The following is a 12678-nucleotide window of genomic DNA, read 5'->3' on the forward strand; positions in this document are numbered from 1 at the left end:
GAACTGTAGATCTAGCTGTCTCAGTGCACACTATGCGGACTTTGCTGCCATTGACTGCTGACCTAACAAAAAATAACCACACAGAATGGATGTGATAAAAGTGTTCCCATATTTCTCAACTGACCGAGTTCACTCGGAACGCCGTTTTGCGATTGTGAGGCGGTCGGACGGTTTTTTTGCCATTGCCGATCAATACTATTACAGATCCGCTGACGAGGATGGTTCAGTCTATGCAGAGGGCTGGGCATCACTACCAGCCAATGGAGTCTTCGCCAATGAAGCTTTGGCTGAACAAGAGATCAACACACGAATAGCGGTTTGGGGCTGACCGCTTCGGGCTCGAAGCGGCCAATTGAGACGAGCGGTTGTATCACACACTAAAAGCCCCGGCGCGGAGGCCGGGGCTTTGGTGTTTTGACTGATGGCTGCCCCTCAGGCCAGCATCACCATCGGGTTTTCCAGGTTGTCGACGATCGCCTTCAAGAGGTCCGCGCCGAGGGCGCCGTCGATGACGCGGTGGTCGACCGACATGGTGACGCTCATCACGGTGGCGACCTTCAGCTCGCCGTCGGAACCCACGACCGGCTTCTTGACGCCGGAGCCGACCGCCAGGATGCCCGCGTGCGGCGGGTTCACGATGGCGTCGAAGTTGTCGATGCCGAACATGCCGAGGTTGGAGATCGCGAAGCTGCCGCCCTGGTATTCATGCGGGGCCAGCTTGCGCTCGCGGGCGCGGGAGGCGAGGTCTTTCATCTCTGCCGACAGCGCGGAGAGCGATTTGGTGTCGCTGTCCTGCAGGACCGGGGTGAACAGACCGCCCTCGATGGCGACGGCGACCGCCACGTCGGAGGCTTTCATTTTCAGCACCCGGTCTCCGGCCCAGACCGCGTTGGCGTCCGGCACCGCTTGCAGCGCCAGCGCCACCGCCTTGATGATGAAGTCGTTGACCGAGAGCTTCACACCGCGGCCTTCGAGCTGCTTGTTCAGCTCGCCGCGGAACTTCAAGAGCGCATCCAGCTGGATGTCGCGGCGCAGGTAGAAATGCGGGATGGTCTGCTTGGCCTCGGTCAGGCGGGCGGCAATGGTCTTGCGCATGCCGTCGAGCTTGACTTCTTCATACTCGCGGCCCTCGTACATGCGGGCAACCATGTCGGCGGAGGGGCCGGCCGGGGCTGCTGCGGCAGCGGGGGCTGCTGCGGCGGGGCCAGTGTCGGTGCCACCTGCCTTAGCTGCGGCTGCAGCCTGTGGCTTGGCGTCCATGACGTCGGCCTTGACGATGCGGCCCTTGGGACCGGAGCCTTTGATGGCGCTCAGGTCCAGGCCCTTGTCGGCGGCGATGCGGCGCGCCAGCGGTGAGGCGAAGATGCGGCTGCCGTCGGCGCCCTGCGGGGCGGCGGGGGCGGCTTTGGCCTCTTCCTTGGGCGCGGCTGCGGGGGCCTCAGCTTTGGCCGCGGGGGCCTCTTCCTTGGCCGGGGCGCCGCCGCCGCTGGAGGTGCCGGAGGACTGGATGTCATCGGCGCTTTCGCCGTCTTCCAGCAGCACCGCGATGGGGGTGTTGACCTTTACGCCCTCGGAGCCTTCGGCGATCAGGATCTTGCCGACCACGCCTTCGTCCACGGCTTCAAATTCCATGGTGGCCTTGTCGGTTTCGATCTCGGCGATCAGGTCGCCGGAGGAGACGGTGTCGCCCTCCTTGACCAGCCATTTGGCAAGGGTGCCTTCCTCCATGGTGGGAGAAAGCGCGGGCATCAGGATTTCGGTGGGCATGTCAGCGCTCCTCAATCAGAACAATTTGGTCATAGGGCGCCCTGGGGCGCCGGGTGCCGCGGGCCAGTTGGGTTATCGCGGCTTCGATCTTGTCTTGCTTCTCCGCCATCCAGACGTAGGCTTCCTGATGGGAGGGCCGCGAGCCGATCAGCCGTGTGTCTGCTGCCAGCCGTTCGGGAACCAGTGCGGTGACTGTGCGCCCGTCGACGGTCAGCGTGACGCGGTAGCATTCGGTTTCGGGATCACGGCCCCTGATGTCCATCTTCGTCCTTAGCGGTAGGTCACTTGCTTCACGGCCTCTACCACCTCATCCGTGGTGATCAGCGCGTGGCGTTCCAGGTTGGCGGCATAGGGCATCGGGACGTCCTTGCCGGTGCAGGTCACAACCGGGGCGTCCAGATAGTCGAACGCCTGCTGCATCACTTCAGACGCGATGTAGCTGCCGACGGAGCCCTGCGGCCAGCCTTCCTCGACGGTGACCAGGCGGTTGGTCTTCTTGACCGATTCAATCACCGTGGGCAGGTCCATCGGACGCAGGGTGCGCAGGTCGATGACCTCAGCCGCGATGCCGTCCTGGGCCAGCTTTTCAGCCGCTTCCAGCGCGTATTTCATGCCGATGCCGAAGGAGACGATGGTGGCGTCCGAGCCTTCGCGCCAGATACGGGCCTTGCCGAAGGGGATGGTGAAATCGTCCATCTTGGGCACGTCAAAGCTTTGCCCGTAGAGGATTTCATTCTCCAGGAAGATCACCGGGTTGTTGTCGCGGATCGCGGTTTTCATCAGGCCCTTGGCGTCGGCGGCGGAGTAGGGCATCGCCACTTTCAGCCCGGGGATCTGCATGTACCAGGCGGCGTAGTCCTGCGAATGCTGGGCACCGACGCGGGCGGCGGCGCCGTTGGGGCCGCGGAACACCATCGGGGCGCCCATCTGGCCGCCGGACATATAGAGCGTTTTGGCTGCCGAGTTGATGATGTGGTCAATCGCCTGCATGGCGAAGTTGAAGGTCATGAACTCGACAATCGGGCGCAGGCCGCCGAAGGCGGCGCCGGTGGCGATGCCGGCAAAGCCGTGTTCGGTGATCGGGGTGTCGATCACCCGCTTGGAGCCGAATTCGTCCAGCAGGCCCTGGGAGACCTTGTAGGCGCCCTGATACTCGGCGACTTCCTCGCCCATCAGGAACACGTCCTCGTCGCGGCGCATTTCCTCGGCCATGGCGTCGCGTAGCGCTTCGCGCACGGTGGTCTGCACCATCTCAGTGCCTTCCGGGTAGTCGGGTTCCAGCACACGGCTTTCGACCGGTGCAGGCGCGGCGGCAGCAGCGGGGGCTGCGGGCGCCTCAGCTGCGGGTGCCGGGGCTTCAGCAGCCGGGGCAGGGGCTGCGGAGGCGTCATAGCTTTCGCCGTCTTCCAGCAGCACCGCGATGGGGGTGTTCACCTTCACGCCCTCGGTGCCTTCGCCGATCAGGATCTTGCCGACGGTGCCTTCGTCGACGGCTTCGAACTCCATCGTCGCCTTGTCGGTTTCGATCTCGGCGAGGATGTCGCCGGAGCTTACGGTATCGCCTTCCTTGACCAGCCATTTGGCCAGGGTGCCTTCCTCCATGGTCGGCGACAGGGCGGGCATCAGAATTTCAGTTGCCATGTCTTGTTCTTCCCTCTCAGGCGTAGATGTCGGTCCAGAGTTCGTCCAGGGCGGGCTCGGGGCTTTCCTTGGCGAATTCTGCGGATTTGTTGACGATCTCCTTGATCTCTTTGTCGATCGCCTTGAGATCCTCTTCGGTGGCGTGCTTGCCGGTCAGCAGCATTTCGCGGACCTGCTCGATCGGGTCGCGCTCCTCGCGCATCTTCTGGACCTCTTCGCGGGTGCGGTACTTGGCCGGGTCGGACATCGAGTGGCCGCGGTAGCGGTAGGTCTTGACCTCAAGGATGTAGGGGCCGTCGCCGCTGCGGCAGTGGGCCACGGCGCGCTCTCCTGCTTCCTTGACGCTGAGGACGTTCATGCCGTCGACCGCTTCGCCCGGGATGCCGAACGCCTTGCCGCGTTCCCAGATCTCGGCGCTGGAGGTGGAGCGCTGCTGAGATGTGCCCATGGCGTACTGGTTGTTCTCGATCACGAAGACCACCGGCAGCTTCCACAGGGCGGCCATGTTGAAGGTCTCGTAGACCTGGCCCTGGTTGGCGGCGCCGTCGCCGAAATAGGCGAAGGTCACACGGCCGTTGCCCTTGTACTTGTCGGCGAACGCAAGGCCCGCGCCGAGCGGCACCTGGGCGCCGACGATGCCGTGGCCGCCATAGAAATGCTTCTCCTTGGAGAACATGTGCATGGAGCCGCCCTTGCCCTTGGAGTAGCCGCCCTCGCGGCCCGTGAGCTCGGCCATGACGCCGTCCGGGTCCATGCCGCAGGCCAGCATGTGGCCGTGGTCGCGGTAAGAGGTGACGCGCTTGTCGCCTTCCTCGGCTGCGGCCTCAAGTCCCACAACAACCGCTTCCTGGCCGATGTAGAGGTGGCAGAAGCCGCCGATCAGGCCCATGCCGTAGAGCTGGCCCGACTTTTCCTCGAATCGGCGGATCAGCAGCATCTCGCGGTAGTGTTTGGTCAGTTCTTCGGCAGAAACGTTTGGTTTCTTTGCGCTTTTTCTAGCGGCCATGGTGGTCAGCTCCCCCTGAAGGCTAGATAGTTTAGTGTTAAACAAATTCATAGCGGGTTTTGGCCCGGCTGGATAGTGCTATTCTGCCGCGGACTGAACGCAGGGTAAAGATCCGCCGACGGCCGCGCTGAAATGCAACATCCTGAGCCGGGTGCTAGGACGGGGCCGGCCCGGATCTTGCGGTTCCGGTCCAGGCTGCGCGGCAAGCGCAAGAACCGGGTCGATCTGGCTTGGTCTTCCTCCTTAGCTGAATGGCATGCACAAACAGAAAGGCATGACCATGGAACTGAAAGACAAGACAATCATCATCACCGGGGCAAGCAGCGGGATCGGCGCCGCCGCGGCGCTCTTGTTTGCCTCCGAGGGGGCGAATGTGGTGCTGGGCGCGCGCCGGGAGGCGCGGCTGAAATCCATTGCCGGGCAGATTGAGCAAAGCAACGGGCGCGCTGTATTTCTGGCCGGGGATGTTTGCGACGGATCTTATGCAAAGGCGCTCGTCGATTTGGCCGAGGAGCAATTTGGCGGACTTGATGGCGCGTTCAACAATGCAGGCATGATGGGGGAAGTCGGCCCCGTTGCGGAGATGGCGCCCGGCAATTGGCAATCCGTTCTTGAAACCAACCTCACCAGCGCATTTCTGTCAGCCCGGGCCCAGATCCCTGCGCTGCAAAGACGGGGCGGCGGCGCTATTGTCTTTACCGGAACCTTTGTGGGGGTCAGCAACGGCGGCATGCCGGGCATGGCGGCCTATGCCGCGTCAAAGGCCGGGCTGCTGGGGCTGACCCAGTCGCTGGCCTCAGAGCATGCGGCTGAGGGCATCCGGGTGAATACGATCCTGCCGGGAGGCACCAGAACGGATATGGCTGGCGACGATCCGGCTGTTCATGAGTTTATCGCCGGTTTGCACCCGCTCAAACGGATGGCGGAGCCGAAGGAGATTGCACAGTCTGCCATGTTCCTGCTGTCTGACAGGGCAAGCTTTATGACCGGTGCTCCGGTCTCTGTTGATGGCGGTATTTCGGCCCGGCTGATTTGACTGTGCTGCCGCTGGCTGCGGAGCGGCCGGCGGCAATCTTTGCTGAAAGGATCAGCGGATCACGATCTCGTCCGCGCGGACGAGACCGAGAACCGTGCGTGCCTGTTCGTCGAGGAGGTCAAGGTCGAGGTAATCGTCGGACAGGCGGCGTGTCAGATTTTCCATCTCGCCAATGCGGGACTGGAGGCGGCCAAGATCCTGCTGAAGTTCTTCTGCTTCGGCCTGGATCTCAACCCGTCTGAACAGCCCGAAGTCGCCCTGCACCGCCGCAAAGGTGAAGTACGCGCTGAGCGCGAAGGCGATGGCAAAAAAGGCGATGGCGCCCAGGGACGGGCGGTTGCTTCGGGTCACTTTGGAGGTGCCTGTATGTTACTGCTCATATTGTATTTTGCGCCGTTTCCCGGCGTCTGAAACCAGCATGCCACAAGCGGCTATGCTTGGGAATCCCAAATCTGTCCACAGGGGTGTTTTTTATGGGCCTCTGGCGGGCCCGGATGGTCAGAGGATCATGTCCTGCAGCGCCTTGGGGTGGGAGGTGATCTGCTCGTAGCCGTCATCGGTGATGATGAAGCTGTCACCGACCTGGGCGCGGAATGTGTCTGTGGCGACAGAGCCGTCGACCGCAAACACCATGCCGGGCTGCAAGACGGTGGTGTCGCCGGTGACCAGCTGCGGGCGCTCAAGAAAGCTGAAGCCGGTGGCGCGGCCGCAGCGGAACGGGTAGCTGAAGCCTGCGTCCTGGATCACCTCTGCATAGGCGCGGTGAACGTCCTGCGCTTCAATACCGGGGCCGAGGACCTCCAGCGCGGCCTGCTGGCTGGCCACGGCCACCTCGTAGATGCGGGCCTGTTCCGGGTCAGCCTCGCCGATCCAGAAGGTGCGGTCAAAGCCCAGTTTGAAGCGGTGGAAATTGGTCATGCCGCAGAAGCAGAGGAACACCGGCTCGCCGTGCTGCATGACGCGGGTGGAGGCGCGGTGGTGGGTCTTGGTAATGTCCCGGCCTGAGGCCATGATCTGCAGGAAATGGGTGCTGGGCGACATGTTGGCATCGCGGTAATGGCTGCGCAGCAGCTCAGCCGCGGTGCGGGTGCCGGCCTGGGAGGTGGCGATGGCGACCTCGTATTCCGGCACACCGGCGGCAATGGCGCCGCGGCCGGCTGCCATCATGGCGCCGGCGACCTTGCCTGCGTGGCGGGCCAGTTGCAGTTCCTCCGCCGATTTGATCATCCTGAGGTCCGACAGCGCCGGGGTGATGCTGGTGATCTCTGCGCTGCCCGCCAGCTCATCAACGCAGGCGCGCACCATCGACGGCATGTGGTCGGGCTCAATGGCAAAGCGGGTGGCGCCTGCCAGGGCGGCTGGCAGTTCGGCGCGCCATTCGGCCCCGTCGCCGTCGTTCCAGGCGGCGATGCGGTCTACCTGCGCGACCTCCTCGGCCATTACCACGTCGATCACCGGGGTGATCAGCAGGGACGGGCCGTCGCGGTGAACCACCAGGATGGTGGGGCGGCCGAACTCCATATGCAGGTAGTCGTAATAGCCGGTGAGGTAATAGACGCTGTCGTCGTCGGTGACCAGGGCAACGCCGATGCCGGCCTCAGCCATCTTCTGCCTTAGACGGATCATGCGGTCCTGGAACATGGCGGGCCTCCGCTTTTGCCGGTGTCTTGACGCAACGCTAAGGGGGCAGGCAGGGCCGGGGCAAAGGTTTTATTGTCCCGTGACAATGAAAACGCCCCGGCGGTTAGGCCGGGGCGCGGTCATGCGGGAAGGCGTGGGGCTTACTGGTCCAGCGCCGCGACGCCGGGCAGGGTTTTGCCTTCCATCCATTCCAGGAAGGCGCCGCCGGCGGTGGAGATATAGGTGAAGTCGCCCGCCGCGCCGGAGGCGTTCAGCGCTGCCACGGTGTCGCCGCCGCCGGCAACAGAGATCAGCTGGCCGGAGCGGGTCATGGCCGCTGCTTTCAGCGCGGCGGAGTTGGTGGCGGCGTCGAAGGGTTCCAGCTCGAACGCGCCGAGGGGGCCGTTCCAGATCAGGGTCTTGCTGTTGGCAAAGACCTCGATGATGCGGGCGACGCTTTCGGGGCCGGCATCCAGGATCATGCCGTCTTCGGGGCACTGGTCTGCTGGCAGGATTTCATGCGGAGCGTTGGATTCGAACTTCTTGGCGACCACGATGTCGGAGGGCAGGATGATCTCGCAGCCCGCGGCCTCAGCCTTGGCGAGGATCTCGGCTGCGGTGTCCTTCATGATGCGTTCGGCCAGCGAGATGCCGACCGGCAGGCCCTTGGCCACCAGGAAGGTGTTGGCCATGCCGCCGCCGATCACCAGGTGGTCAACCTTCTCAATCAGGTTGCCCAGAAGTTCCAGCTTGGTGGAGACCTTGGCACCGCCGACCACGGCTGTCACCGGGCGCTGCGGCTGGCCGAGCGCGCTTTCCAGCGCTTCCAGCTCTGCCTGCATCAGGCGGCCGGCGCAGGCGGGCAGCAGGCGGGCCAGTGCCTCGGTCGAGGAGTGCGCGCGGTGGGCGGCAGAGAAGGCGTCGTTGCAGTAGACCTCGCCCAGGCGCGCCATGCCGGCGGCCAGGTCCGGGTCGTTCTTGGTTTCAGCGGCGTGGAAGCGGGTGTTTTCCAGCAGGAGAACTTCGCCCGGCTGCAGCGCGTCTGCGGCGGCCTCGGCGCCTGCGCCGACGCAATCGGCGGCAAACAGCACCTTGGTTTCAAAGGCGCGCTCCAGCGTCGGCACCAGCTGATTGAGCGACAGGTTCTCGCGGCGCTCACCGCCCGGGCGGCCGAAGTGGGCGAGCAGGATCGGCTTGCCGCCGGCGGCCAGAATGTCGCGCACGGTGGGGGCGATGCGGCGGATGCGGGTGGAGTCGGTCACCACGCCGTCGACGATCGGCACGTTGATATCCACGCGCACCAGCACGCGCTTGCCGTTCAGTTCCATGTCGTCGAGTGTTTTCCAGCCCATCTGCCGAGCTCCCTATGGTGAAAGTTCAGGTAAATCCGCGCGCTGTTTCGGGGGTTTTTGCGCATCAGTCAATGCTCCCTTGGCATTTCCGGGCGCTGCCCTTAACTATCGTTGCAAATTTCGACGACAGGAGGGCCAGATGGCCGAGATTAAAGATCCCGAAAACACCGTCATCATTGAACTGAAGGACGGCAATGTTGTTATCGAGCTTCTGCCCGACGTGGCGCCGAAGCATTCCGAGCGGATGAAGGAACTGGCCCGTGCAGGTGAGTATGACAACGTCTGCTTCCACCGCGTGATCGACGGTTTCATGGCGCAGACCGGCGATGTGGCCAATGGCGACATGGAAGACGGCTTCAACATCCGCATGGCGGGCACCGGCGGCTCCGACCTGCCGAACCTGCCGGCCGAGTTCTCCAAGCTGCCGCATGACCGCGGCACCCTGGGCGCGGCACGCTCTGCAAACCCGGACAGCGCCAACTCGCAGTTCTTCATCAACTTCAAGGACAACCACTTCCTGAACGGCCAGTACACCGTTTACGGCCGTGTCATCGAAGGCATGGAGCATGTGGACGCCATCACCCGCGGCGAGCCGCCTGCGAACCCGGACCGGATGATCTCCGTCAAGGTTGCTGCGGATGCGTAAGGCGCTGACAGCCCTGGCCCTGCTGGCGGCGGGGCCTGCCTTTGCTTCCGGCCTGGAAATCCAGGTCGAAGGCGAAGCCAACGGCACCATCAAGATCGACCTCTTTGAGGACGTGGCGCCCAAGCATGTGGAGCAGATCAGCGCGCTGGCGGCGGAAGGCCAATACGATGGCGTGGTGTTCCACCGGGTGATCGAGGGCTTCATGGCGCAGACCGGCGACGTGGAATTCGGCAAGCTGGAAGGCGGCGACATGAGTTATGCCGGGCGCGGCGGCTCCAGCCGCCCGGACCTGCCTGCCGAGTTCTCCGACCTGCCGTTTGATCGTGGCGTCGTGGGAATGGCGCGCTCGCAAAGCCCGAACAGCGCCAATTCGCAGTTCTTCATCATGTTCGATGCGGGCCACTTCCTGAACGGCCAGTACACGGTTGTCGGCAAGGTGACCGAGGGCATGGATGTGGTCGACGCCATCAAGCGCGGCGCCGGCAACAACGGCTCGGTGATCGGCCAGCCCGACGCGATGACCAAGGTGACCGTGACCGAATAAGCGGGTCCCGCCCGCTCAGGCGATACGAAGGCCGCGCTGGASGWCSTCCAGCGCGGCCTTTTGCTTGTCTGTCAGGCTGCCGCTGCCGAATTTTGCGATGTCTTTCAGGATTTCGGCCAACGCCGGGAAATCGGCTTGCCCGGACAGTTTGTAAAGCCGCCGGGTGAGCCGCGGCACGGCCTGCGCGGGGCTGCCGCATTGCTGCATGAGCCAGCGGCCGAGGATGGCCAGTTCCTCCGCATCCTCATGCGGGATGCTCAACTGCCCGCGCAGGCCGCGGATCAGCGCCTCTTTCTGCTCTGCGGTGGGATAATCCTCCAGCTCCAGAAAGCTGGCGCCAAGCGCTGCCAGCGCCACCTGCGCGTCGTCGATGCTGTCGGCCGGATGGGTGTTGCTGCGTCTGCGGAAGCCAATGCGGCGGGCGGCGAGGCGGACGTCATTGGCGGCATCCAGTACCTCACCCGCCATTTCGGCGGCATTGCGGGCGCGGATGTACCAGAAATAGGCGGCGGCCAATGCCGCAAGGAGGCCAAGAAGAATGGGCATGAGGAATCACCGTAATCAAATCTGACCGCAGTTTAACAGCAGGCAGATCGGCGGATGCAAAAAAGAAGCGCCGCAGGGRTTYCCCTGCGGCGCCTGTGCGGTCCCTGTCAGACCCGGCGGTGCTGAGGTCCTGCCGTGGCGGCGGCTCAGCTTTCGGTTTTGCGGGCCGCTGTGGCGGCCTGAACGGCGGCCGAAGGCGCCGGTGCGGCGGCTGGTGCGGCAGCAGCAGCCGGAGCGGATTTGCGGCCGCCCGGGTTCAGCGGGTCATCCTGGCGCTGCACGGAGCCCTCGAAGTGGGCGCCGCTTTCGATTGCGATGGTCTTGTGGATGATGTCGCCCTCGACCCGCGCGGTGGAGGTCAGGCGCACCTTCAGGCCGCGCACGCGGCCGACGATGCGGCCGTTGATGACCACGTCATCGGCGGTGATTTCACCCTTGATGGTGGCGGTTTCGCCAACGGTCAGCAGATGCGCGCGGATGTCGCCCTCAACGGTACCTTCGACCTGGATGTCGCCGGTGGTCTTGACGTTGCCGGTGATGTGCAGGTCAGAGCTCAGCAGCGATGCGGCGGGCTTGGCCTTGGGCATGCTGGAGGTATAGTCGCTGGCCGCCGGCGCAGCTGCCGGTGCTGCCGCGGGTGCCGGGGTTGCTTCGGCCTGCTTCGGCCCGGGCTCGTTGATTTTGCTCTTAGAAAACATTTCTCGCAGCCTTGATATAGATCATGGGGTTAACAGCTTGCCCGTTGACCCTGACCTCGTAGTGGAGGTGGGTCCCGGTGGACCGTCCGGTGTTACCCATATCAGCAATGTGATCCCCGCGCGAGACCCTTTGGCCCTTTGTCACGCGGATCCTGGAGTTATGGGCGTATCTGGTTTCGATGCCGAAAGCGTGGCGGATGGTGACCATCTTGCCGTAGCCCGATTGCCAGCCGGCATGGGTGACCACGCCGTCGGCGGTGGCAAAGATGTCGGTGCCGGTGCTGCCGGCGAAATCGGACCCTTTGTGCAGGCGGCGGCCGCCGGTTTTGGGGTCGCGGCGGTAGCCGTAGCCGGAGGTCTGGCGCACATGGCCGAGGTTCACCGGGGTGGCGAAGGGCGCCTGCTGCGCAGCAAGCCGGTAGAGGTTCAGCTGGTCCAGCTTGGCGAGGATGGCGTTGGCGCGCAGCGCTTCGGGGCTGGGTTCCTCGCCGCGGGTGGACATCGCCAACGGCTCCAGCGGGCCGCCCTGGCCGCTGTAGCCGCGGCGCACCTGTTCGAGGATGCGGTCGGGCGGCATGCCGGCGTTGCGGAACATCTTGTCAAGCGGGGTGACAGAGACGGCAACCGCCTCTTCCAGCTGGCGGAAGATCTGGCTGTTGCGCTCATTCATCAGCTGCAGTTCCAGCTCCAGCTCGTCGCGCTGCTCCAGCGCGCCGCGGGCGTCGGCCAGGATCTGATCGCGTTCGGTCGCGGTGTCGGACAGAACATCCGCCAGCAGGCCCATCTGCGCCTCGGCGCTGGCCATGACTGCTTGGGGGCTGGCGCCGCCCTCGGATTCTTCCTTCAGCTGAGCCAGTTCCCTGCGGGCGCCGTCGCGCTGGGTCATGGTGTCGCGAAGGGTCGACTGGATCACCTCGATGCCGGTTTCCAGCTCACGGCGTCGGGTCTCGGATGCCAGCAGTTCCGACTGCATGACAGAGATCTGCGCCAGTGCGGCGTTGAAGCGCTCCTGCGCGGCCAGCGCTTCTTCGGCGCGGGCGTCGCGTTCATCGGAAATGGAATTCAGCCGGGCGCGGTAGGTCTGCTGGTCGCGCTTGGCCAGCTCGCGGAAGTTGCCGGAGCCGATGCTGTCCATCAGCACGATGGCGGTGGCGACAATCGACCAGGCCACAAACAGGGTAACGCCGCCCACAGCCACCAGCTGGGTTTCGGAGCGCAGACGGATGAACCGGGTGTCGGTGTCGGACTTGAGGAACMCCCGCCGCTCCGGGAAGCGGCGTTCGAGAAAGCTGTGAATTCTGATCGCGAGCCGTGTGCGCAATGTGACTTCCCTGTCTGTCCCGTCGTCCGGTCCGGGGTGCGCCGCTGCGGGGAGCGTCCGGGACCTTGGCCGAAGTCAATAGACAGGGCTGGCCATTTGGGCAAGCCTGTTGACCCATTGCAGCGGGCCGTGGCGGTCTGGGGCAGGGGATCGGCGGGAAATTGCCGAACCGGGCGAGCCGGATTCCGCGGGCGGGATACTGAGGCAGAGGTTTCTGACAGAGGCCGGGGCCAAGCAGGCAGAAGCCGGGAGAGTTGTGCGGCCTGGGCGGGCTTGATAGCAAGCCATGGCAATTCCAAGAAAGATTTTCCCATGCCGTCCCTTCCTTCCGTCAAAGAACAGATGCAGAAGCCGGAGAATTGCCGCACGATTTTCATGTTTGCGCCGGATCTGGGAGATGCGCAGGACTTTCCGGCAGCGTTTGAACCACATGTCTTAAGCTACAGCCGAGAACGCGCGGGCTTCAGAACTGATGCACATCTTTTGGAGCTGCCAGGCACT

General features: G+C 64.1%; 14 protein-coding genes. 4 read left to right on the forward strand and 10 right to left on the reverse strand.

From position 1 onward, the window contains the following. Nucleotides 1-85 precede the first annotated feature (85 nt). Nucleotides 86-328, forward strand: a complete 243-nt coding sequence (locus A9D60_RS26545) for a hypothetical protein (RefSeq protein WP_175392923.1) — start codon at nucleotides 86-88, stop codon at nucleotides 326-328. A gap of 104 nt (nucleotides 329-432) precedes the next feature. Here A9D60_RS26545 and A9D60_RS08065 read toward each other — a convergent pair whose 3' ends face one another. The 4 genes from A9D60_RS08065 to pdhA are packed head-to-tail and all read right to left on the reverse strand — an operon-like array spanning nucleotide 433 to nucleotide 4414. Continuing rightward, nucleotides 433-1767 carry a pyruvate dehydrogenase complex dihydrolipoamide acetyltransferase gene (locus A9D60_RS08065; RefSeq protein WP_065267104.1) on the reverse strand — a complete coding sequence of 445 codons (1335 nt, stop codon included), beginning with the start codon at nucleotides 1765-1767 and terminating at the stop codon, nucleotides 433-435. Between the two features lies 1 nt (nucleotide 1768). Then, nucleotides 1769-2029, reverse strand: a complete 261-nt coding sequence (locus tag A9D60_RS08070; protein ID WP_065267105.1) for a hypothetical protein — start codon at nucleotides 2027-2029, stop codon at nucleotides 1769-1771. Between the two features lie 8 nt (nucleotides 2030-2037). Continuing rightward, nucleotides 2038-3408, reverse strand: coding sequence for a pyruvate dehydrogenase complex E1 component subunit beta (locus tag A9D60_RS08075; protein ID WP_065267106.1), 1371 nt, complete (start codon nucleotides 3406-3408; stop codon nucleotides 2038-2040). Nucleotides 3409-3424: 16 nt separating this feature from the next. Next, the gene (pdhA, locus tag A9D60_RS08080) at nucleotides 3425-4414 is read right to left on the reverse strand and encodes a pyruvate dehydrogenase (acetyl-transferring) E1 component subunit alpha (protein ID WP_065267107.1); all 990 of its coding nucleotides are present in this window, start codon (nucleotides 4412-4414) and stop codon (nucleotides 3425-3427) included. A 280-nt stretch (nucleotides 4415-4694) separates the two neighbouring features. Between pdhA and A9D60_RS08085 the strand changes: the two genes are divergently transcribed. After that, nucleotides 4695-5450: an SDR family oxidoreductase gene (locus tag A9D60_RS08085; protein ID WP_065267353.1), complete on the forward strand. Its 756-nt coding sequence runs from the start codon at nucleotides 4695-4697 to the stop codon at nucleotides 5448-5450. A 51-nt stretch (nucleotides 5451-5501) separates the two neighbouring features. Here A9D60_RS08085 and A9D60_RS08090 read toward each other — a convergent pair whose 3' ends face one another. The 3 genes from A9D60_RS08090 to A9D60_RS08100 all read right to left on the reverse strand — a co-directional run bounded on the left by A9D60_RS08090 (nucleotide 5502) and on the right by A9D60_RS08100 (nucleotide 8422). Continuing rightward, complete coding sequence (locus A9D60_RS08090; protein WP_065267108.1) at nucleotides 5502-5801, reverse strand: FtsB family cell division protein; 300 nt, start codon at nucleotides 5799-5801, stop codon at nucleotides 5502-5504. 147 nt (nucleotides 5802-5948) lie between these two features. Then, nucleotides 5949-7091: a M24 family metallopeptidase gene (locus A9D60_RS08095; RefSeq protein WP_065267109.1), complete on the reverse strand. Its 1143-nt coding sequence runs from the start codon at nucleotides 7089-7091 to the stop codon at nucleotides 5949-5951. A gap of 140 nt (nucleotides 7092-7231) precedes the next feature. Beyond that, nucleotides 7232-8422 (reverse strand): phosphoglycerate kinase, encoded by a 1191-nt coding sequence (locus A9D60_RS08100; protein ID WP_065267110.1) that lies wholly within the window; start codon nucleotides 8420-8422, stop codon nucleotides 7232-7234. Nucleotides 8423-8561: 139 nt separating this feature from the next. On the opposite strand from A9D60_RS08100, the gene A9D60_RS08105 reads away from it, so the two are divergent. Continuing rightward, nucleotides 8562-9068, forward strand: a complete 507-nt coding sequence (locus A9D60_RS08105) for a peptidylprolyl isomerase (RefSeq protein WP_039123978.1) — start codon at nucleotides 8562-8564, stop codon at nucleotides 9066-9068. Then, nucleotides 9061-9612 carry a peptidylprolyl isomerase gene (locus A9D60_RS08110; protein ID WP_065267111.1) on the forward strand — a complete coding sequence of 184 codons (552 nt, stop codon included), beginning with the start codon at nucleotides 9061-9063 and terminating at the stop codon, nucleotides 9610-9612. Before A9D60_RS08105 ends, A9D60_RS08110 begins: the two co-directional genes overlap by 8 nt. A 15-nt stretch (nucleotides 9613-9627) precedes the next feature. On the opposite strand, the gene A9D60_RS08115 is transcribed toward A9D60_RS08110, so the two are convergent. The 3 genes from A9D60_RS08115 to A9D60_RS08125 form a co-directional block, all read right to left on the reverse strand. Continuing rightward, nucleotides 9628-10158, reverse strand: a complete 531-nt coding sequence (locus tag A9D60_RS08115) for a hypothetical protein (RefSeq protein ID WP_065267112.1) — start codon at nucleotides 10156-10158, stop codon at nucleotides 9628-9630. A 146-nt stretch (nucleotides 10159-10304) separates the two neighbouring features. Further along, nucleotides 10305-10856 (reverse strand): bactofilin family protein, encoded by a 552-nt coding sequence (locus A9D60_RS08120; RefSeq protein ID WP_065267113.1) that lies wholly within the window; start codon nucleotides 10854-10856, stop codon nucleotides 10305-10307. Continuing rightward, the gene (locus tag A9D60_RS08125) at nucleotides 10846-12177 is read right to left on the reverse strand and encodes a M23 family metallopeptidase (protein WP_065267114.1); all 1332 of its coding nucleotides are present in this window, start codon (nucleotides 12175-12177) and stop codon (nucleotides 10846-10848) included. The genes A9D60_RS08120 and A9D60_RS08125 overlap by 11 nt, the downstream gene beginning before the upstream one ends. Nucleotides 12178-12678 lie beyond the last annotated feature (501 nt).

The sequence above is a fragment of the Leisingera sp. JC1 genome (assembly GCF_001679925.1).
Classification (GTDB): Bacteria; Pseudomonadota; Alphaproteobacteria; order Rhodobacterales; family Rhodobacteraceae; genus Leisingera.